The sequence below is a fragment of the Rhodanobacter sp. C03 genome (genome assembly GCF_002001175.1).
GTDB lineage: Bacteria > Pseudomonadota > Gammaproteobacteria > Xanthomonadales > Rhodanobacteraceae > Rhodanobacter.
In genome coordinates, this window is sequence record NZ_MUNT01000001.1 from 162,804 (window position 1) to 184,412 (window position 21,609).

The 21,609-nt window shown below is 62.8% G+C and carries 15 protein-coding genes, 1 tRNA gene and 1 pseudogene; 11 read left to right on the forward strand and 6 right to left on the reverse strand.

What is annotated here, in order from left to right; genetic code table 11:
* Positions 1–53: 53 nt before the first annotated feature.
* A complete protein-coding gene (locus B0E48_RS00645) occupies positions 54–920 on the reverse strand; it encodes a pirin family protein (protein ID WP_077515532.1) in 867 nt (288 codons plus the stop codon).
* 126 nt (positions 921–1,046) lie between these two features.
* Here B0E48_RS00645 and B0E48_RS00650 point away from each other — a divergent pair, with 126 nt between their 5' ends.
* Together B0E48_RS00650 and B0E48_RS00655 are read left to right on the forward strand one after the other, a co-directional pair.
* The gene (locus B0E48_RS00650; protein ID WP_077515533.1) at positions 1,047–1,967 is read left to right on the forward strand and encodes a LysR family transcriptional regulator; all 921 of its coding nucleotides are present in this window, start codon (positions 1,047–1,049) and stop codon (positions 1,965–1,967) included.
* A gap of 88 nt (positions 1,968–2,055) precedes the next feature.
* Positions 2,056–3,687, forward strand: coding sequence for a GMC family oxidoreductase N-terminal domain-containing protein (locus B0E48_RS00655; protein WP_077515534.1), 1,632 nt, complete (start codon positions 2,056–2,058; stop codon positions 3,685–3,687).
* 140 nt (positions 3,688–3,827) lie between these two features.
* On the opposite strand, the gene B0E48_RS17410 is transcribed toward B0E48_RS00655, so the two are convergent.
* Both B0E48_RS17410 and B0E48_RS00665 read right to left on the reverse strand, forming a co-directional pair.
* A complete protein-coding gene (locus tag B0E48_RS17410; RefSeq protein WP_139350109.1) occupies positions 3,828–4,571 on the reverse strand; it encodes a hypothetical protein in 744 nt (247 codons plus the stop codon).
* A gap of 30 nt (positions 4,572–4,601) precedes the next feature.
* Positions 4,602–6,590 (reverse strand): bifunctional 2',3'-cyclic-nucleotide 2'-phosphodiesterase/3'-nucleotidase, encoded by a 1,989-nt coding sequence (locus tag B0E48_RS00665; RefSeq protein WP_077515536.1) that lies wholly within the window; start codon positions 6,588–6,590, stop codon positions 4,602–4,604.
* 251 nt (positions 6,591–6,841) lie between these two features.
* Here B0E48_RS00665 and B0E48_RS00670 point away from each other — a divergent pair, with 251 nt between their 5' ends.
* Together B0E48_RS00670 and B0E48_RS17945 are read left to right on the forward strand one after the other, a co-directional pair.
* Positions 6,842–8,497 (forward strand): sulfatase-like hydrolase/transferase, encoded by a 1,656-nt coding sequence (locus tag B0E48_RS00670; RefSeq protein WP_343124583.1) that lies wholly within the window; start codon positions 6,842–6,844, stop codon positions 8,495–8,497.
* Between the two features lie 249 nt (positions 8,498–8,746).
* Positions 8,747–9,025 (forward strand): hypothetical protein, encoded by a 279-nt coding sequence (locus tag B0E48_RS17945; RefSeq protein ID WP_254423798.1) that lies wholly within the window; start codon positions 8,747–8,749, stop codon positions 9,023–9,025.
* 174 nt (positions 9,026–9,199) lie between these two features.
* On the opposite strand, the gene B0E48_RS00680 is transcribed toward B0E48_RS17945, so the two are convergent.
* Entirely contained in the window at positions 9,200–9,571 is a 372-nt protein-coding gene (locus tag B0E48_RS00680) for a hypothetical protein (protein ID WP_077515537.1), read from the reverse strand.
* Positions 9,572–9,744: 173 nt separating this feature from the next.
* Here B0E48_RS00680 and B0E48_RS00685 point away from each other — a divergent pair, with 173 nt between their 5' ends.
* The 4 genes from B0E48_RS00685 to B0E48_RS00700 all read left to right on the forward strand — a co-directional run bounded on the left by B0E48_RS00685 (position 9,745) and on the right by B0E48_RS00700 (position 14,462).
* The gene (locus tag B0E48_RS00685) at positions 9,745–10,788 is read left to right on the forward strand and encodes a glycerophosphodiester phosphodiesterase (RefSeq protein ID WP_077516812.1); all 1,044 of its coding nucleotides are present in this window, start codon (positions 9,745–9,747) and stop codon (positions 10,786–10,788) included.
* Positions 10,789–10,848: 60 nt separating this feature from the next.
* Entirely contained in the window at positions 10,849–11,595 is a 747-nt protein-coding gene (locus B0E48_RS00690) for a lysoplasmalogenase (protein ID WP_077515538.1), read from the forward strand.
* Positions 11,592–12,854, forward strand: a complete 1,263-nt coding sequence (locus tag B0E48_RS00695) for a sterol desaturase family protein (protein WP_077515539.1) — start codon at positions 11,592–11,594, stop codon at positions 12,852–12,854. Before B0E48_RS00690 ends, B0E48_RS00695 begins: the two co-directional genes overlap by 4 nt.
* A 111-nt stretch (positions 12,855–12,965) precedes the next feature.
* Positions 12,966–14,462 carry an amino acid permease gene (locus B0E48_RS00700; RefSeq protein ID WP_077515540.1) on the forward strand — a complete coding sequence of 499 codons (1,497 nt, stop codon included), beginning with the start codon at positions 12,966–12,968 and terminating at the stop codon, positions 14,460–14,462.
* A 36-nt stretch (positions 14,463–14,498) separates the two neighbouring features.
* Here B0E48_RS00700 and B0E48_RS00705 read toward each other — a convergent pair whose 3' ends face one another.
* Positions 14,499–15,602 carry a GGDEF domain-containing protein gene (locus tag B0E48_RS00705; protein ID WP_343124584.1) on the reverse strand — a complete coding sequence of 368 codons (1,104 nt, stop codon included), beginning with the start codon at positions 15,600–15,602 and terminating at the stop codon, positions 14,499–14,501.
* A gap of 222 nt (positions 15,603–15,824) precedes the next feature.
* Here B0E48_RS00705 and B0E48_RS00710 point away from each other — a divergent pair, with 222 nt between their 5' ends.
* Together B0E48_RS00710 and B0E48_RS00715 are read left to right on the forward strand one after the other, a co-directional pair.
* Positions 15,825–17,723 carry a M61 family metallopeptidase gene (locus tag B0E48_RS00710; RefSeq protein ID WP_077516814.1) on the forward strand — a complete coding sequence of 633 codons (1,899 nt, stop codon included), beginning with the start codon at positions 15,825–15,827 and terminating at the stop codon, positions 17,721–17,723.
* Between the two features lie 160 nt (positions 17,724–17,883).
* A tRNA-Arg gene (locus tag B0E48_RS00715) sits at positions 17,884–17,960 on the forward strand.
* 117 nt (positions 17,961–18,077) lie between these two features.
* Here B0E48_RS00715 and B0E48_RS17950 read toward each other — a convergent pair.
* Positions 18,078–18,421: pseudogene (locus B0E48_RS17950) on the reverse strand (transposase); the annotation flags it as partial.
* A gap of 203 nt (positions 18,422–18,624) precedes the next feature.
* Between B0E48_RS17950 and B0E48_RS00725 the strand changes: the two are divergent.
* On the forward strand, positions 18,625–21,477 hold the full coding sequence (locus B0E48_RS00725; RefSeq protein ID WP_254423799.1) for a TonB-dependent receptor: 2,853 nt from the start codon (positions 18,625–18,627) through the stop codon (positions 21,475–21,477).
* Positions 21,478–21,609: the final 132 nt, after the last annotated feature.

Genomic DNA, 21,609 nt, shown 5'->3' on the forward strand with positions numbered 1-21,609 from the left:
CGAGTCCATGGCCAAGCTGACGGCTCCCGCCCGAAGGCGGGAGCCGTTTCGATTCAGTGCGCCATCCGACCGAACTTGCCGCTGCTGAAGTCGGTGAACGCCTGCTGGATTTCTTCCTGGCTGTTCATCACGAACGGGCCGTAGCCGACCACCGGTTCGTCGATCGGTTCGCCGCTGAGCAGAAGGATGGTCGCGTCGGTGTTCGCTTCCAGCGAGATCTCGTCGCCGGCGCGATCGAACGTCACCATCTGCGCATCGCGGGCAACCTGGCTGCCGTTCACCTGCACGGTGCCGCGCAGCACGATCAACGCGACTGTGCGACCTGCCGGCACCACGAAATCCACCGCATGATCCTGCTTCAGCCGCACGTCCCACACGTCGATCGGGGTGAACGTGTGCGCCGGGCCGCGATGGCCGTTGTACTCGCCGGCGATCACGCGCAGCTTGCCGGCGCCATCGGGCAGATCGACCGCCGGAATGTCGGCGTCGAGCAGGGTCTGGTAACCCGGCGCGGCCATCTTGTCGCTGGCGGGCAGGTTCACCCACAGCTGCACCATCTCCAGCGTGCCGCCATTGCGGGTGAACTCGTGCGAGTGGAACTCCTCGTGCAGGATGCCGGACGCCGCCGTCATCCACTGCACGTCGCCGGGGCCGATCTTGCCGCCGGCACCGGTGGAGTCGCGATGTTCGACCTCGCCCTCATAGACGATGGTGACGGTCTCGAAACCGCGATGCGGATGCTGGCCGACGCCGCGCGGTTGCGTCGCGGGCTTGAACGCCATCGGGCCGGCATAGTCCAGCAGCAGGAACGGGCTGAGATGCTGGCCGTGGCTGTTGTACGAGAACATCGAGCGCACCGGAAAGCCGTCACCCACCCAATGCTGTTGCGGGGCGCTGTACACGCCAAGAATCTTTTTCATGGGATCTCCTTCGCTGCGGGCCGGAGTGGCCGCAGGCATGGGCGCCATGGTGAACCCGGGTCACTGCCGCCGGTAGCTGGCGTGGCTTATCCTCAGTGTCCTATCCATGGAACGCTGGACGCCGCGATGCAGGATCTCAATGACCTGTTCTATTTCGTCCAGGTGGTGGAACACCACGGTTTTGCCGCGGCCGGACGCGCGCTCGGCATCCCCAAGTCCAAGCTCAGCCGGCGCGTGGCGATGCTGGAGGAACGCCTGGGCGTGCGCCTGGTGCAGCGTTCCACCCGGCGTTTTTCGGTCACCGAGCTGGGCCAGGACTATTACCGCCACTGCAAGGCGATGCTGGTCGAAGCCGAGGCGGCGCAGGAGCTGATCGACCTCACCCGCGCCGAGCCGCAAGGCATCGTGCGCGTGGCCTGTCCGGTGGCGCTGCTGCACTTCCAGATCGGCACGATGCTGGCCCGCTTCATGGCCAGCCATCCACGCGTGCAGGTGCAGCTGGATGCGACCAACCGACGCGTGGACGTGATCCAGGAAGGCTACGACCTCGCGCTGCGCGTGCGCTTTCCGCCGCTGGAGGACAGCGATCTGGTGATGAAGGTGCTCGGCGAAAGTCCGCAATGTCTGATCGCCAGCCCTGCGTTGCTGGAACAGCACCCGCCGCTGCGCGTGCCCGCAGACTTGCATGGCGTGCCCAGCATCGGTCTCGGCCTCGATCTGGCGCGCACGCGCAGCGAACATGTGTGGCAGCTCAACGGCCCGGACGGCCGCAGCGTGGTGGCAACGCACACACCGCGTCTGGTTACCGACGACATGATGGCGCTGCGGCTGGCAGCACTCGCCGGCGTGGGCATCGTGCAGCTGCCGACCATGACCATCCGCGATGAATTCCGCGCGGGAACCCTGCAGCGTGTCCTGCCGGACTGGGCACCGCAGAGCGGCATCGCGCACGCGATCTTCCCGTCGCGCCGCGGGCTGCTGCCGGCGGTGCGTCAGCTGATCGATTATCTGGCTGGGGAATTCGAGCAGCTGGCTGACGAAGGCTAGATTCCCGAACGCGTCACCTGCTTACTGCTTCGCGTCATGATCACGTATGGTGCGGTGATACCCCAACGGCTCCTTGAGGATACGCACGATGGCCGACTCGGTGGATTATCTCGTTGTGGGTGCCGGCCCGGCCGGTTGCGCGGTGGCCGCGCGACTGGCCGCGGCGCGGCCCGACCTGACCATCGCCATCCTCGAGACCGGGCCGGAGCGCACGCCGCTCCTCTCGAAAGTGCCGCTGGGCATTGCCGGTCTGGTGGGTCTGAAAGGCTCGGCCAATTACGCCTACACCACGACACCGCAGGCGGGGCTGCAGGGGCGCCAGGGTTTCCAGCCGCGCGGGCGCGGCGTCGGTGGCTCCAGCCTGATCAACGCGATGATCTACATGCGCGGTCAGCCGCAGGATTACGACGGCTGGGCAGCGCTGGGCTGCCACGGTTGGAGTTGGAACGACGTGCTGCCGTATTTCAAGCGCGGCGAGGACAACGTGCGCGGCGCCTCGGCGCTGCATGGCGTCGGCGGTCCGCTGCGGGTCGAGGATCTGCGCGAGCGCAATCCGGCGACTCACGCCCTGATCGATGCTGCCGTGCAAGCGGGCTTTCCGCGCAATGACGATTTCAACGGCGCCGTGCAGGAAGGCGTCGGCGCCTATCAGGTCTTCCAGAAAGCCGGCCGCCGTTTCAATGCCGCCGAAGCCTACCTCGGTGCGGCTGGCGCGCGGCCAGCCAATCTGCAGGTGATCGCCGATGCCCAGGTCCGGCGTATCCGCTTTGAGGGCAAGCGTGCCACCGGCGTCGTCTATCGCAATGGCGGGGTCGAACATTCGCTGAGCGCGCGCGGCGAGGTCATCCTGTCGGCCGGTGCGTTCGGCTCGCCGCAGCTATTGATGGCCTCGGGCGTGGGTCCAGCCGAACACCTGCGCGAGCACGGCATCGATGTGGTGGCGGATCGCGCACAAGTCGGACAGAACCTGCAGGACCATGTCGACTACACCTTGAATGTACGCGCCAAGGCGCCGGGCCTGTTCGGCATCAGCTTGCCGGTGCTGTACCAAGGCATGATGAGCATGCGCGCATGGAGTCGCGACGGGCGCGGCATGCTGACCACGAACGTGGCCGAAGCCGGCGGCTTCCTCAAGAGCGATCCCTCGCTCGACCGGCCCGACCTGCAACTGCACTTCTGCATCGGCATCGTCGACGACCACAACCGCAAGCTGCATTTGGGTTCGGGTTATTCGATCCACGTCTGCGTATTGCGTCCGCACAGCCGCGGCCAGGTTCGCCTGGCCAGCGCCGATATGGGCAAGGCGCCGCTGATCGATCCGAATTTCCTCAGCGATCCGCGCGACCTCGACACCCTGGTCGCCGGCACCAGGATCAGCCAGCGCATCATGGCCGCGTCCACATTGGCCAGCTGGAATGGGCGCACGATCTACGGCACGGGATGCGATGACGACGAAACACTGCGCCAGCTGATCCGCGCCCACGCCGATACGATCTATCACCCGGTCGGTACCTGCCGCATGGGCGGCGATGCGGAATCCGTGGTCGATCCCTCATTGTGCGTGCGCGGCATCGAAGGCCTGCGCGTGGTCGATGCCTCGATCATGCCGCGCGTGATCAGCGGCAATACGCAGGCGCCTTGCGCGATGATCGGTGAGAAGGCGGCGGATATGATTCTTGCGGCAAGCCGCGCGAGCGGGGGGTGTAGCCCCGCTGTCTAATCATCATTCTTCGCGGGAACCTTGTAGCGTGTTCTGCTGGCACGCAGGGTGGCATCGTTTTGCCACCGCGCCGCATCGGCTCATCGACGATCTGGCTGTCGATGGGTAGGTGTTCGAGAGGTCTCACCTTATCGCGAGACCTAAGGTTTCGCCTTCTTTGCCATCGCTTTTGTAACGCGTCGTTGAATTACGCCTATGCCCTTATGGCTCACGTGGCCTGTATATCGAGCGAGATACCTTCGGAGTGCCAAATCGGCACCTTCGACATTTGCGGCTTCTAAATGAGCCGTCACGAGTGCCTTGATGATTTCGAAATTTCCAAGTGGCGGAAGTTCACGGAGGATCTGCCCAACCAGTCCGGGTTCCACATTGCATGCCGAGGCCTGATCGTGCAGGGCTAATGCGCTTTCCAAGTATTTGATGCGCTCGTCAACTCGGCTTGCCTTACTTGCGGTCGCAACTGCCTCGTCGCGCTGCCGACGAAATTCCTCCTCGCGCTTCCATTCGGCGAGGTTTATTCCACGACCGAAGTTCTGGCGGTTGACCAGTGTTGCTCCGTATTGCTGCATGAGCTCTTCTTCAAGCTCGAGAGCTTGATCCTCCGTAAGTCCGTCAGCCACGATCTTTACGCGATACTCACCCTGTAGATGTTTTTCGACGTAGTGATTCCAGAGTGTCTCTCGATCTAGTGACCAAGCGCGACGACCAGTACCTTTCCCGATGTAGAACGGTTGACCTTTCGATGTCGTGTGGGCGTATACGTAAAAGCCTTTGGGAAGTGTGCATGGCGCTTCATCGGAAATGAATGAAGGCAACGGCGATGTGACTTGGTTGGCTGAGCTTCTAGGCTCGCCAGATAACAGTCTTTGCAGTTTATCCAGCACCCTTCGCTCCCGACCTTCGTGGCTTAGATGTCAATGCGAAAAATCGATCGCATAAGTCGCTGTGCCGTCGCCGTGATCCTTGAGCTGTTGGATATCGTCGAGACCCGCTTCATGCGCCAGCGCCTGCTTGTCGCTGGCGCCCTTGAACACCACCGGACCATGCGTCTTCAACCGCGCAAACTTCCATGAAGTCGGTTCGAGATCCTTTGCGCCGATCGTCCGATGCTGCTCCAGCCACTTGGCCAGGATCTCGCGGGTGCCATCGGGCGCGGACAGCACGATGTTTTTGCCGTCGAGGCCGGGGAAGTTGCCGCCGCCGCTGGCGCGGTAGTTGTTGGTGACGACGATGAACGACTGGTTCGGGGTGACCCGTTTGCCGTGATACGTCAGTGAGGTGATGCGTTGGCCGACCGGCTTCGACACGTCGATGACGTAGTGGATGCCGCCCTGGATCTGGTCGAAGTTGAAGCCGGGGACGTGGTCGTTGATCAGTTCCTGTGCGTCGGCCTTGCTCGGGTCGATGCTGTGGAAGCGTTCGGCGGACTGCTCCAGCCAGGCCTTGAGACCGGCGCCGTCGATCTTCACCGCGGCCAGCGTGTTCGGATAGAAGTACAGGTCGGCGGCGCTGCGCAGGGTCAGCGGGCCGGGCGCGACGTCGGTGTAGTCGTCGGGGCCGCCGAAGCCGCTGCGGAACGCGGCGGCGGCGGAGAGCACCGGCACATCGCGCAGCTCCGGATGTAGTCGTGGCAGTTCGCTGCGCACGTAGTCGGCTTGCGCGGCGTTGACCGCAGCCAGGGCGGTCATGTTGCCCTCGTCGGAGAAGTAGCTGCTCAGGCGCAGCGTGCTGTTGCCGATCGGCGTGTTGACGTAGGCGATCGCCGCTTCATGCGCTTGCTGCACCAGCGGCGCGATCTCCGGATCGACCGGCACGCACTGGTTCTTCTGCGGACAAATGGGCCGCACTTCGCTGTGCGTATTGTCGAGGTCGACTACCCAGCGTCCGTTCTGGCGATTCAGCACCAGCTGGATCACGCCCAGGTCCTTGCCGAAGAAACCACCCATCACCGCCGGCACATTACGGACGAAACCAAGTCGTGCGTCGACGTCCTTCATGCCGGCGTAATGCGGGCCAGGGAACTCGGTATGCGAATGGCCGAGCAGCAGCACGTCGATGCCTTTCATGCCGGCCAGGTACCAGCCGCCGTTTTCCATCTGCGGGGTGTACGGCGCGGTGTCGAGGCCGCCGTGCAGGATCGCCACGATCAGGTCGGGATGCTGCGCCTCAAGTTCCGGCAGGTACTTCTGCGCCGCCTCGACCACACCGCTGACGGTGACCTTGCCGGCCAGGTTCTGCTTGTCCCACTGCATGATCGGCGGCGGGGTGAAACCGATGATGCCGACCTTCAGTGGCACGCTGACCTTGCTGCCGTCCTGCGTATACGCCTCGATGGTTTTCGTGACCACCGCCCACGGCTTGAAGATGGGCTGACCATTGCGCGCGCTGTCGACGTTGGACAGCACCAGCGGGAAATGCGGGCCGGCGCACTGGTTGGCATGGCCGCCATCGACGTTCATCGGCGTGCCGGTGACTTGCGACAGAAAGCCGAGGCCGTAGTTGAATTCATGGTTGCCGGCGGTGCCGCCGTCGTAGCCGAGCGTATCCATCGCTTTGTAAATCGCCAGCTCCTGGTCGCAGCCGACCGGCTTCACCAGCGCCTGATAATCGGCCAGCACACTGCCCTGGATGGTGTCGCCGCTGTCGAACAGGAAGGTGTTGGGAAACTCGGCGCGCGCGCGGCGGACCAGGGTGGCGGTGCGCTCGTAGCCAAGCGAGTCGTCCGGCTTGAGCTTGTAGTAGTCGTAGCTCAGCACGTTGGCATGGATGTCGGTGGTTTCCAGGATCGCCACGTTCGCGCGCGCGCCGTCCTGCAGCAGCGGGTTCGGCTTGACGGCATGGCTGGCGCAACCGGCGAGCAGGGAAGCGGCAAGAATGGTGAGGGGAAGACGACGTGGTGACATGGTGGTTCCGTAGGGCGCGTGCGGGTTCAGACCGTAAAAACTAACAGATCGGGGTGACCCTTTGCCTTGCATGGCGTGCACTGCATTACCCAACGCCGGTGGAACGGCGCGCCGGGCAATCCGCCCGTTGCCGGTGCAAGACCGTAAGATGGCGCCTTGGTCACACGCCGAGTCCTTACAGGGGGACTTTCAACTTTATGCGTCAAATCTTTTTACATGTCACGCGGGCCCGTGTGGTGTCGCTGTGTGCCGTGATCCTTTTTGCCGTCTGCGTCGCCAGCACGGCGCTGCTTGAGCCCGAACCGCTGCAGAAGGCTTTCATCGCAAGCCTGATGCTGTGCACGTTCGTCGTGCTGCTGTTCGTGTTTGCGCGAGTGGCCACCGCGCTGGTGGTCAGTGGCGGGCTGTTCGTCGCACTGCATTTCATCTCGGAGTTGAAGCAGCGCTATCTCGAATCGCAGCTGATGCCGTCGGACTTCATCTATTACGCCAGCACCAGTCTGGTCGATACGCTGAAGCATTACCCGCATCTGTATCTGCTGGGGATCGGCATCTGCGTGCTGGTGCCGCCGCTGCTGTACCTGGTGTGGCGCTGGGACTGGCGCGTGCTGCGCGGATTGCGGCGCTGGCCGGCATTTGGCGTGCGCGTCGGCGGTATCGCGCTCGGCGTGTTCGCGTTCTGGTTGTGCATGCTGCCGAGCGGCCTGTTCGCGCATGTGCACTCGCGCAATGTATGGGAGAAGCTTTCCGACGACGCGCAGCTGACCAACTTCTTCGTCAACTTCCGCGACTCCGCTGTGACCTTGCCGGCGATGTCCAGCGATGCCGTTGCCGAGCAGCAGTGGGGGTCGACCGCGGCGGGCGAACCGGGTGCCGCGCCACCGCCGTATCCGGACATCGTGCAGGTGCTGGAGGAAAGCACCTTCGATCCATCGATCTACGATGTGTGCACCGTGCCGGCATGCCATTTGGCAATGTTCCAGACCGATGCGCGCACCCGCGGCACCGGCGTGCTGCGCGTGCATACCTTCGGTGGCGGCACCTGGGTCAGCGAGTTCGCCACGCTGACCGGCATGCCGCAGGACATCTTCGGACCCGGCGGCATGTATGCGCCGTTCGTGCTGGCGCCGCACGTGCATGATGCGCTGGCGCTGCAGCTGCGCCGGCTCGGCTATCTCACCATCGGCATCTACCCGACCGAAGGCAACTTCATCAACGGCCGCAACGCGTACACGGCGTATGGCTTCGATCACCTGTACGACGTCAACGAGCTCGGCCTGGAAGAATGGGACGAGACCGACAAGCAGATGTTCGACGCGGCCAAGCGCGTTTACGACAAGGTGAAGAAGCCGGGCCAGCCGGTGTTCGTGATGATCCTGACGATCAACCAGCACGGCCCGCACGACGACCCGATGTCGACGCTGCCGGTACCGTTCCAGAACCTGCTGCATGGCCTGAAGGCCACGCCGGCACTCAACTTCGATACCTATCTGTCGCGCCTGCACGATTCCGACGTGGCGATGCGCGGGCTGGAGCACGACTTCCTCGACCGTGAGCAGCCGACAGTACTGGTGCACTTCGGCGACCACCAGCCATCGTTCGACGGACTGATCCGCGGCCTGCAGCGCACGCTGCCCACGCCGCTGCAGCCGTACCGCGATTACCTGACCTACTACATGATCAAGAGCAACTTCGCCGGGCCGCCGTTGCCGCGCTATCCGATGCTCGACATCGCCTTCCTGCCCAGCATGGTGTTGCAGGCCGCCGGCGTGCCGAAGGATGCGTATTTCTCCGCGGAGACCGCGTTGCGCACGCGCTGCAACGGGCTCTACGACGACTGCGGCGTACCCGGCCTGATCGACTCCTACCATGCGTGGACCTTCGGGCGACTGCACGTGTATCAGTGAAGGGTGGATCTGGTTGGCGCCGGATGTGCGTACCGCACTTCCACGGCTGACCGTGGGGTCAGGCAAGGGCAGTTTCTGTCGTCATGCGGCACTCCCCGGCCTCCCGGTTCACATGAAAGTGTGATGCACATCGCGCGCGCCATTCATGTTCGTGTGAAGACTTGAGCGGCATGCGGGAGCCAGCTTGTGCGCGTCCGGGTGTTGTCTTGGGCAACGGCGTACTGGCAAGTGTCTTGCTTGGTAACGGTCATGAACGACTTCACGACCGGCACGCCCATGCTCACCGAAATCACATCGAAAGATCAGCAAGCACGGATTGTCGAAGACGAAGCGATCCTGGAACAGCAGATGGCCGAACTCGGCCTGTCGAACGACACCCGGCGGTTCCTGCGCAACCTGCATCTTGCCGAGAAGCAGCTAAACGACGCCTTCAACAAGTCTCGTCAAGGCGGTGAACTGGAAGAGCGGGTGAGTCAGGTCTATCGCGACCTGTATGGCGCGGGTTGTGTCGTGCGTACCACGCGCTAGAAAAGCGCGCTCCTCAAGCGACATTCGCTGAAACCCCGATGCCTGTCTGGACCAGCGCGTTCATCAACGCCACGGCTGACGATCAAGCACCAAACTGCTTCGCCAATCAAGACGAAGAAGCGGTTCAGCATGAACTCGTCCGGGCGCGTACGGGTCTTGGACAGAGCGTTCCCGTCAGCGTACTTCGACCTTTACGTCTGCACGCACACGCTGACCGGCACCGCATGCGAAAGCGGGTGCGATGCCAAGGATGGAGCGTGTCGGGATATGGCTGCCGGTGACTTCGATGGCCGGACTCACCACATCGAGCCGGTAACGTTGGCCACTGATGTCCACGGGAAGATCGGCGAATGCAAATGCGGCATTCGCATCGGCTGCGCGGTACGTGGTCTGCTTCGTTTGCCGATCCATCAGGCCGATCACGGCGGCGGGCAACGGGTGTCCGGTGTAGTCGTAAGCGGTGCCAGTGATGCGACAGGTGTCAGGTGATGCCTGTGCGTCGAATGCCAAGGTCACGAGCAACGCGGTTAGAACCAGGCGAATCATGATGCTACCTCCAGCGGCGAGGAATGCATCCCTGCGCGGTGGACTCCGCATCCGATCTTACGCGCTTTACACGCATGTGGACCCTGCGGATTGCTCTTCGTATCGTCGCTTGCGAGAGGCTCAGGCAATAACCTTTATGCTGGATTGCCCCCGTAACCACCGGAATGCTGGCCATGTCCGTTGCCGCGCACGCTCATGAGAGGCCGCTCGCCGCGAAGGTGCTGGTGATCGGCCATCGCGGTGCGCCGGCATGGCGGCCGGAACACACGCTGGCGTCGTATGCCAGGGCGATCGCCGACGGCGCCGACTTCATCGAGCCGGATCTGGTGATGACCAAGGATGGCGTGCTGGTGGCGCGCCACGAGAACGAGATTGGTGGCACCACCGATGTGGCCAGCCATCCAGAGTTCGCCCTGCGCCGGAGCACCAGGGTGATTGACGGCCAGACCACGACCGGCTGGTTCACCGAAGACTTCACGCTGGCCGAACTGAAGACGCTGTGTGCGCGTGAGCGTTTGCCGCAATGGCGCAGCACGCAGTACGACGGCGAGTTCGAGATACCCACACTGGAGGAGATCATCGAGCTGGCGGCGTCGACCGCGGCAACTGGCGGCCGCATGGTAGGCATCATTCCGGAGATCAAGCACGGCAGCTATTTCGCCGGGCTCGGCCTGGCGATGGAGGAGCGGCTGCTGGCCACGCTGGCCGAGCAGGCGTATACGCGCCATGCGCCGGTGGAGATCCAGTCGTTCGAGATTGGCAATCTGCGCTACCTGCGCGAACGGCTGGGTGCCGCGCCGACGAACATCCGCCTGCTGCAGTTGCTGGGCGATCCCGCGGAGCAGCCGTGGGATGTGGCGGGTGGCAAGCTCGACTATGCGCGGATGATGACGCCGGATGGCCTGCGTGAAGTTGCCGCCTACGCCGATGCGATCGGCCCGCACAGTCGCGCGATCGTGCCGCTCGATGCGGCGGGACGATTCGCCACGCCGACTGCGCTGGTGCATGAAGCACATGCGGCAGGACTGGAGGTGCACACGTATACGTTCCGCCCGGAAAACCACTTCCTGCCGCGCAGCCTGTGGCGGGGCGACGATCCGGCCAGCTTCAACGAAGCCGGCTCGATCACCGAGATCCGCGCCTGCCTCGACGCCGGCATCGATGCGTTCTTCACCGACGCTCCGGCGATCGGCCGCAAGGCGCTCGACGCGCGCTGAAGCGCGTCACCCGGGCGGCGGCGCGGCTATGATCGGGTGCCAGTCTATGTGGGGTCATGCATGTCCGTCATCACGTTGCCAGCCGTATCCCGGCCGGTCTCCCGTTGGCTTGCGCTGGCCACGCTGGTGGTCGCGCTGGGCGCGATCGTCGGCGCACTGATGGCCAGCGGTGCGGCCAGTGCGGTTTGGCTGTGGCTGCACTGGCTGTGCAAGCCGCTGGCCACGGTGTTGATCCTGTTGCTGGCATGGCGCACACAGCCGCCGCTGTCTGTGCGCTACCAGCGCTGGATACTGGTTGGTATCGTCTGCTCGCTGCTGGGCGATGTGTTGCTGATGCTGCCGCAGGATCTGTTCGTGCCAGGACTCGTGGCGTTCCTGTGTGGTCACCAGTGTTTTATCGCGGCCTTCATCGGCGACAGCCGTTTTGGTGCGCGGCCGTGGTGGTTGCTCGCCAGCCTCGCCTACGGCGCGATCAATCTGTATTTGCTGTGGGATTCGATCGCGGCACCGCTGCGGTTGCCGGTGATCGTCTACGTCGTGGTGCTGTCCAGCATGGGCGGGCAGGCACTCGCACGTGCATGGACGTTTGTACGGCGTGGCGATGCGCAGGCTGGCAGCGCGCGGCGCGCCGCTGTGGGCGCCATGCTGTTCATGCTCAGCGACAGCGTGCTGGCGTGGAATCGCTTTCACGCTGCGATCCCGTTATCGAGCCTGTGGGTGTTGTCGACGTATTATCTGGCCTTGTGGTGGATCGCGCGCTCGGTGCAGCGCGACGACATCCTGGTCGGGGCAGGTGCTGCACAGTGAACACGTCGGAACTCATCATCACCTGGGCCACCCCGGTGTTTTTCCTGCTGATCGGGATCGAACTGCTGGTGGCGAAGTTGCGTGGCCGGCGCGCGTACGCCACCAATGACGCGATGAACAGCATCGGGCTGGGGGTGATCTCGCAGGTCGTTGGCGTGTTCAGCAAGCTGCTGACCTTCGGCATCTACGCCTGGTGCGTGCAGCATCTGGCGCTGTTCACGCTGCCGGCGGACAGCCTGTGGGTGTGGGCTGGCGCCTTGCTGCTGTACGACTTCTGCTACTACTGGTTGCACCGCTGCGGACACGAGGTGAACATCTTGTGGGCCGCGCACGTGGTGCATCACCAGAGCGAGCACTACAACTTGTCGACCGCGTTGCGCCAGACCGGCAGCGGCGTGCTGTTGAGCTGGCTGTTCTACCTGCCGCTGGCCGTGCTCGGCGTACCGCTGAAGGTGTTCGTGATCGTGGCGCTGATCGACCTGCTGTACCAGTTCTGGGTGCATACCGAACAGATCGGCCGGCTCGGCTGGTTCGACCGGGTGTTCTGCTCGCCGTCCAACCATCGCGCGCATCACGCGGTGAACGATCGCTATCTCGACCGCAACTACGGCGGCATCCTGATCGTGTGGGACCGGCTGTTCGGCAGTTTCGTCGAGGAAGACGACAACGATCCGCCGGTCTACGGCACGCGCTCGCCACTGCGCAGCTGGAATCCGCTATGGGCGAATGCCGAGGTGTACTGGCACACGGCGGTGGATGCGTGGCACGCGCAGCGCTGGCGCGACAAGCTGCTGCTGTGGATCAAGCCACCGGGCTGGCGGCCGGCCGACGTGGCGGCGCGCTATCCGAAACCGGCCTTCGTGATGCCCAGCGAGCGTTTCGATCCGCCGGTGCCGAAGGCATTGATGGTTTATGCCCTGGTGCAGTTCGCGCTGCTGCTGGGGATGACTACGCAGTTCCTGGGCATGGCCGGCAGCGCCAGCCTGCCGGCGTTGCTCGCTTATGCGCTCTATCTGGTGGCCAGCCTGAGCGTGCTCGGCGCGCTGATGGAGCGGCGGCGCTGGGCGTTGTGGGTGGAAGGTCTGCGCGTGCTGCTGACTGCGCTGCTGCCGCCGTTGCTCGGTCGCTGGTTCGGTATCGACCATCTGGACGGCCATATCGCGCTCGCCATCGCGGCGGTGTTCGGGCTCAGCGCCTTGGCATTGCCGTGGCTGGGTCGGCCGGCTTCTGTTGCGGGTATGGCTTCCGTGGCGAATTGAAGGGCGTCGCGGCTGAAGCCGCTCCTACAGTTCCAGCGGTCGTGTTGCAGTGCGCTGTGTGTGTCCGGGCGCATTCGCTATGATCGCCGCTTGCTTCCACAGGGTCAGGCGATGAGTTTCTTCAGCAAATTGGTGCGGCACAAGTCGGTCGAGCAGTTGCAGGCGGAGGTGGGCTCGCGTGGCGATTTCCGCCGCGTGCTGGGCTTGTGGCAGCTCACCGCGATCGGCATCGGCGGCATCATCGGCGTCGGCATCTTCGTGCTGGCCGGCCAGCAGGCTGCTACTAATGCCGGCCCGGCAGTCGCGCTGAGCTTCATCATTGCGGGTCTCGGCAGTGCCTGCGCGGCACTCTGCTATGCCGAGTTCGCCGGGTTGATCCCGGTCACCGGCAGCGCGTACACCTACGGCTACGCGGTGCTCGGCGAGTTCGTCGCCTGGATCATCGGCTGGGATCTGCTGCTGGAATACGCGCTGGTGGTCGCGGTGGTGGCGATCGGCTGGTCCGGCTATGTGCAGGTGCTGTTGACCTCCGCCGGCGTGCATCTGCCGGAGTGGGCGCAGCAGAGCATGAGCGCGCAGACCATGCAGTATTACCTGCAGCAAGTGTTCGGCGCGCACGGCGCGACCGCGATCGCCGCACCCAGCGACGGTCATCGTTTCAACGTGATCGCCGCCGGTGTCTCGGTAGCGGTGGCGGTGCTGCTGACCGTGCGCACCGAATGGGGCGCGCGCTTCAACACGGCGGTGGTGACGATCAAGGTGATCGGCGTGCTGCTGGTGGTGCTGGTGGGCGTGTTCTACATCAATACCGCGAACTGGCATCCATTCATTCCCGCGCGCGTGGTCGATGCCACCACCGGCCTCGGCCACTTCGGCTGGCAGGGCGTGCTGACCGGCGCCAGCGTGGTGTTCTTCGCGGTGTTCGGCTACGACACGCTGACCACCGCGGCGGAAGAGGCCAAGCATCCGCAGCGTGATCTGCCGCGCGCGGTGCTGCTGTCGCTGGCGATCGCGATGGTGTTGTACATCGCGGTGTCGCTGGTACTCACCGGCATCACGCCGTACAGCCACCTCGGCGGTGATGCGTCGGTGTCCGATGCGTTCGAATCGATTGGCCTGCACTGGCTCAGCATCATCATCGCGATCGCCGCGGTGATCGGCGTCACCAGCGTGCTGTTCGCCTTCATGCTGGGCGCGGCGCGGATCTGGTTTGCGCTGGCGCGTGATGGCCTGCTGCCGGCGTGGTTCGCCAAGGTCAGTCCGCGCTTCGGCACGCCGGCGCGGCCGACCATCATCCTTGGGTTGTTTACCGCACTGATCGCCGGCCTGCTGCCGATCGGCGAGGTGGCCGAGCTGGTAAACATCGGCACGCTGAGTGCCTTCATCATCATTTGCGGTTCGATCATGCTGCTGCGTGTGCGCAGGCCCGACTTGCAGCGCAACTTCCGCACGCCGGCGGTGTGGTTCACCGCTCCGCTGGGCATCGTGTTCTCAGCGGTGCTGATCTATGGCCTGCCGTGGATCACCTACGAACGCTTTGTGATCTGGATGGCGCTGGGCTGCGTGATCTATTTCGCGTACGGCATTCGACACAGCAAGCTGGCATGAACCGGTGCAGTACGAGGCGGTTTGTGCCTGATTTGATCAGGCGCTGACAATGCGGTCGCGGCCGCCGTTCTTGGCCTGACGCATGGCCTTGTCCGCATGTGCGAGCAGGGTCTCGATCGCCTCGCCGGGGTAGTTGCACTCGGCGATACCGATGCTGACGGTCAGTACGCCGTCCGGGCGCCGGATCGCATGCACGGCCCGGCGCAACTGTTCGGCGCGCTGGGCGGCCTGCTGCAGGTTGAGTCCGGGCAGCAGGATCGCGAATTCCTCGCCGCCGATGCGGCCGATCAGGTCGGTCTGGCGCATCTGCGCCCGCAAGGTCGCGGCCAGCGCGATGAGTGCGGCATCGCCGGCGGCATGACCATGATCGTCATTGAGCTGCTTGAAGTGGTCTGCATCCAGAAACAGCATGCACACCGGCTTGTGTTCGCGGCAGATGTCATGCAGGGCAAGCCGCGCCAGCTCGAGAAAGCGATTGCGCCGCAGCAGGCCGGTCAGGCCGTCGGTGTTGGCCTGCTCGCGCAGTTGGCGTTCGAGCCGGTACTGTTCGAACAAGGTGCGCGCCATGAAGCCGCGCAGCACCGCCGACAGCGCGATGGCGATCGCCATGTAGACGACGTACTGCACCACGTGCACGCCGTTGCCAGTGCGAAGCAGCAGCATCGGCAACGGCCCGAACGCGCACAAGGCCATCGCGATGGCGAAGTCCCAGGCTTCCAGCCAGACCACCGATGAGGCCACCGGCAGCAACAGGCCCGGCATGACCCAAGGCTGCCCCTGCACGCGGCCGATGCCATTGAGGTTGATGCCGATTTCCAGCAGCAGCACGCACAGCAGGGTCAGCAGGCTGAGCAGTCGCGGTTGCTGCACGCGTCGAACTGCCGCCGCCACCAGGAACAGTGGGAGGAGCGGTGTCAGTCGCAGCGACAGTGACAGCGGTGAGGCGCTGAACACGGTGGCGGCGCCGGTAGCCGTTACGTAAGCCAGCACCGCCACCAGCATCAGCGCATGAATCATCGGCCTCATCTGCTGCGCCAGATAGCGAATGTATTCGCGGTGCTGCTCCGGGTTGTCGGTGCGCTGCGGATTCGGAAACAGGGCGTGCATGCGGGTCTTGGCGCTGGGAGTAGGTGTGGTCATCACCCTGCATCCAGCAAGATGGATGCCATGAACGCTTGCAGATGGCCACCGCCGACTGCGCCGGCATGCGGTCATGACCTTCGGCATGGGTTAAGCGCAGTGTGACGGGGCTAGCATCGACCCCTTGAATCCGTGCCATGGCGCGGATTCCCTGCATCTGACCGGTCTGGCAGCCCGGTTGGGCAGGTGTCCGAATCACCCCATCCATGCCGGAGAATGCTTTTGAAAGTCACCCGCCTCGCTTCCGCCCTTGCCGCCACCGCCTTCGGGCTGGCCAGTTTCGCCGCACTGGCGGATGTCCCGGCGCCGCAGGATGTGCCGTACCAGGGCACCTTGAAGATCAGCGTGGATGCCACCGACGTGGCCCATCGCATCTTCCGCGTGCACGAGGTGGTGCCGGCGCAGCCGGGTCCGCTGACCCTGCTGTACCCGCAGTGGCTGCCGGGCAATCATTCACCGACCGGCCCGATCGACAAGCTGGCCGGGCTGGTGGTGAGCGCGAACGGCAAGGTGTTGCCATGGAAGCGCGATACGCTGAATGTCTACGCGTTCCACGTCGAGGTGCCGCAGGGCGCCAGCAGCGTCGAGCTGGATTTCCAGTTCCTGTCGCCGCAGAGCACCCGCGAGGGCCGCGTGGTGATGACGCCGGAAATGCTCAACCTGCAGTGGAACGCCAACACGGTGTATCCGGCCGGCTACTACAGTCGGCGCATCATGGCCGAAGCCAGTGTGAAGTTTCCCGCCGGCTGGCAATTCGGCAGCGCGCTGGAAGTGGCCTCGCATGATGGCGACACGGTGAACTTCAAGCCGATCACGTACAACGACCTGGTCGATTCGCCGATCTACGCCGGCAAGTATTTCAAGCGCGTCGACCTGGATCCGGGCGCGAAAGCGCCGGTGCACATGGACATCGTGGCGGATGCGCCGAAGTATCTGGAGATCACCCCGGCGCAGCTGAAGGTGCACCAGAACCTGGTGCAGCAGATGTACAAGATGTATGGCGCGCATCACTACGACCACTACGACTTCCTTTTCTCGCTCAGCGACAAGATGAGCGGTAACGGGCTGGAGCATCACCGCTCCAGCGAGGACGGCGTCGGCACCGGCTACTTCACCGAATGGGACAAGAACTCGGTGGTGCGCGATCTGCTGCCGCACGAATTCAACCATTCGTGGGATGGCAAGTACCGCCGGCCGGCCGACCTGTGGACGCCGAACTTCAACGTGGCGATGCAGGATTCGCTGCTGTGGGTGTACGAGGGCCAGACCCAGTTCTGGGGCTACGTGATGGCCGCGCGCTCGGGCCTGTGGACCGACGAGCAGACCCGCGACATGCTGGCCTTCGTTGCCGCCACCTACGACCAGGGTCGCCCCGGGCTCGCCAGCTGGCGCAACATTCAGGACACCACCAACGACCCGATCATCGCCCAGCGCGCACCGCTGCCGTACCGCAACTACCAGGCCAGCGAGGACTATTACTCCGGCGGCCAGATGATCTGGCTCGACGTCGATGCCCGCCTGCGCGAGCTGAGCAAGGGCAAGCATTCCATCGACGATTTCGGCAAGGCGTTCTTCGGCATGGCCAACGGCGAGTGGGCCGCCAATACCTATACCTTCGACGACGTGGTGAAGACGCTCAACGGTATCGAGCCGTTCGACTGGGCCAGCTATCTGCGCACGCGCCTGGACGGTCACGGTCCGCTGATCGGCGGCATCGAGGGTCACGGCTGGAAGCTGGTCTATACCGACCAGCCCTCGGCGGCGGTGAAGGCGGTGGAAGCACGTCGGCACACCGCCGACCTCACCTACTCGATCGGCCTCTCGGTCGGCAAGGATGGCGCGATCGGCGACGTGCTGTGGGACGGCCCGGCGTTCAAGGCCGGCATCTCGCCGGGCATGAGCGTGATCGCCGTCAACGGCCACGACTACGACGCCGATGCACTCAAGGATGCGGTTACCGCCGCGGCGAAGGACAAGAGCCAGGGCATCGAGCTGCTGGTGAAGAACTTCGACCAGTACAAGACCATCCGCGTCGACTACCACGACGGCCTGAAATACCCGCACCTGGTACGCGACAGCAGCAAGCCCGACACGCTGGCCAACCTGCTCAAGGCACGCTGAGGTTCACCGGCCGCGCTCACGGATCTCCCGGGGCGCGGAACGGACGAGGGTGCTTGGCCATGGCCAAACCAGTCGCCAGCTCGTCCACGCCCCTCGGCAACTCCGCTATACTGCGCTCCCCGTGGTGTCGGCATTTGCCCTTCACCACGCGGCCATACATGCGCCCGTAGCTCAGCTGGATAGAGTACTGCCCTCCGAAGGCAGGGGTCGTGGGTTCGAATCCCGCCGGGCGCACCATCTTTCCGTGATGCCTCCCATGTTGTGCGTTAAGCCATAAATTGGCCACGCGCACATGCACATGCACATGCACATGTTGCTGGCATAGCGAACGGTGCTGGTGGAATGCTCAGTGCGCAATGCACGCCGCTCACTCAGTCCCTGGGAAATCATCTGCCGCACCAGCAGCCGTCGTGCCGATGCGGTTACCACTTTTTCGCAGCGCTTCGCGAGTGACCTCGATTCCAGCATCGACTCGGCCAGCAGCTTCTTCAGCCGCGTGTTCTCCGTCTCCAGTTCGCGCAGGCGCTTGGCCTCGGACACCTCAGGCTGCCGAACTTGTTGCGCCACAGGTGGTAGCTGGCCTCCGAGAAGCCGTGGTGGCGGCACAGCTCCTTCACTGCCAAACCTGACTCGACTTCCCGCAGGAAGCCAATGATCTTTTCTTCCGAAAAATGCTTCTTCACGTCCGATCTCCTCATCTCATGGGATCGGACTCTAAAGCCTCGTGTTACTCAGAATGGGGTGACGCCGCAACTGGTCCTGTGCGAACCGAGCAAAATTGGATATATGAAATCACTTTCCGTTTAGGTATTGCTAATACTGCCAAAAATGCGTGCTGGTAGGGATTGTTCAAGGTGCGTGCACCACCTCAATGATTTTTCCAAAATCCGAGGGAATCTGGATGATGATCAAGTCGAAATTGACGGTTGCCGTGGTGGCAACCCTGGCGCTTGGCTATACCTCTGCCTATGCGCAGTCGACCCAGACCGATGCATCCCAGCAGAGCACATCTCAGCAGAGCACCGATCAAGCGCCGGACGCCGCCAAGGCCAAGAAGCTGCAGGCGGTCACCGTAACCGGCTCGCTGATTCCGCAGACGCAAATCGAGACGGCAACGCCCACAGTGACCATCACGGCGGACCAATTGAAGGCGCGTGGATTTGCCACGGTGGCACAGGCGCTACAGCAATCTTCCAATGCGGTAGGCAGCGTGACAGGCCCTGAGGCTGTAGGAACTTTCACACAAGGCGCACAGACGCTTAGCTTGTTTGGCCTCTCGCCCGGTTACGTGAAGTACCTGATCGACGGCCGCCCGATGGGCAATTTCCCCGCGCTCTACAACGGCAGTGATGTTTTCAACAATCTGAGCAGCATTCCGGTCGAAATGGTCGACCACATCGACATCCTGCCGGGCGGGCAGTCGTCATTGTACGGTTCGGACGCGATTGCCGGCGTGATCAATATCGTGCTCAAGAAGAAGATCGACGCACCAGTGCTGGACGTGCGCTACGGCTGGAACAGCAACGGCGGCGGTGCGGCGCGTCGGGGCTATCTGGCCGATAGTTTCAATGTCGGCAAATTCAACCTGATTGCCGGCGTGCAATTCGAGAGTACGCAACCTATCTGGGCCTACGATCGGTCGCTGACCGCCCAGGCTGATCTTGATGCCGTCGGCGGACCCATCGCGGAGCGGGATTATCTGGCCACTGATCCCACGCTGGGCATTGATAGCTATAAATTCGCGGATCCCAACAATTGCGCCAACACGACGGCTGGGTTCGGCGGAACGACGGGGTACAGGTATCGCGCCAATAGCGGAAATTATTGCGGGTCGTACTACGGGGAACAGGCCTATGTCACGCTGGCCAATGAAAGCAAGACCGCAAACCTGTATACCCACGCGACCTTTGACGTCAACGATAACCTGCAGTTGTACAGCGACCTGCTCTACAACTACCAGGAGCAGAAATACCAGCCGGGAGGGGCCACCGACTGGCTGACTTCAAGTTCAGGCCTGACATTTTACGATCCCATCCGGGCCCAGTACACGGATCTGCAGCGTATCTTCTCGCCGGAAGAAGTGGGTGGCTACCAGAACTCCATGAACACGCAGGTCGAAAACGCCTATATGTTCAGCCTGGGTGGAAAAGGCACGTTCGGGCAATCGAACTGGGACTACGATCTGGGTTTTACGCATTCCAACGACAAGACCAACGAACGTGGTTACGTCGCTTTCACGAATCCCATCAATACCTTCTTTACCAATCGTGTGCTGGGCCCGGACTTGACATCGACCCTGGGGCCGGATCCTGATGGTTACGGGGTGCCCGTCTTCGAGCCCAACTACGCCGCTTTCTATACCCCGATTACGCCAGCGGAATATCATAGCTTCACCGGTTATGCCACGACATTGGGGAAGACCTGGGACAATATGTTGCGCGGACAGGTGACAAATGCCTCGCTATTCACCTTGCCAGGCGGCGATGCCGGCCTCGCGGTCGTGCTGGAAGGAGGCAACCAAGGCTGGGGCTATGTGCCCGACCCGGGTTATTTCAATGGAGATATCTACAATTATACCGCGGACCAGGGTGCCGGGCATCGCTCGCGCTATGCCGTCACGACCGAGCTGAATTTTCCTCTGCTGCAGCAACTGACCGTGGATGTGTCCGGTCGTCGGGACGGATACGAAGTATCCGGCCACCAGGTCAAGCACAATACGTATACGGTGTCGCTGGAATATCGCCCTTTCGAGAGTCTGCTGCTCAGGGGCAAATACGGCACGGCGTTCAAGATGCCCACCTTGGCTGATGAGTATTCCGGGACGAGCGGCTACTACAGCTCGGTCACCGATTACTACAACTGCGCCAAGTTGGGGTTCACGGGCCCCACCTTGGGCCAATGTCCGGGCGTCTATTCTCAGGCAAGCTATTTCAACAGCACCTCGGGCAATGTCAATCTGAAACCGATCACGGCGAAAGACTGGAACTATGGCGTCGTATGGGCGCCGACATCGAAGCTCTCAGTGACCGTAGATTATCTGCACTTCGACATCCGCAACGAAGTGGGGACGGTGCCACCGGACACGATTTCACAGGAGAACTCCCTTTGTCTGCAGGGGATTCTTGATCCCACTACACCGAGTTGCATCAATGCGATCAATGCGATCACGCGCAATCAATTCGGTGCGATTGAGGATATCTATACGCCGAATCAGAACATAGCGCGGGAACGGGTCAATGCCATCACCGCCAATCTGAATTATCAGGTAGATATTGGCGCCTATGGCAGCTTGTCGTTCTCCGGTAGTTACAGCGACGAGCTAAAGCATGAAGAGCAACCGCTCGCGGGCGACCCGTTCATCAACTACCTGGACAGCCCGCTGTACAGTACCGATTTCAAGACCAAGGCCAATGTCTCGGTGACCTGGAGTCTAGGCGAATGGACCACCACGTTGTTTGCCAACCGTGATGGTCGATCGCCCAACTATCTGGCGACCACACTTGATAATTATTCGGCGCCCGGTACGGGTTATCTGGCAGCCTGGGTTACCTACAACGGCAGCGTGCAATACAGCCCGACGAAAAATCTGACGCTGTCCTTCCTGGTGAACAACCTTTTCAACAAGATGCCGCCAGTGGATAACAGTTATCCCGGTTATGTATTCGGCCCTTACAACTCAGCGAATTACAGTGTGTATGGGCGCCAGTTGTATCTGGAGGCGACGTACAAGTTCGGCAGACCCTCAGCTCAGTAATTGCCAGAGTCTGCTTCAATCCAAACGGCTCCGCCTTCGCGGGCCGTTTTTATGCGTGGGCAGCACGAGCTGCATGGAGCAGTCGACTGCGGATTTGTTGATCAGCTTGGGAACAGCTCGTATTCACCCCTT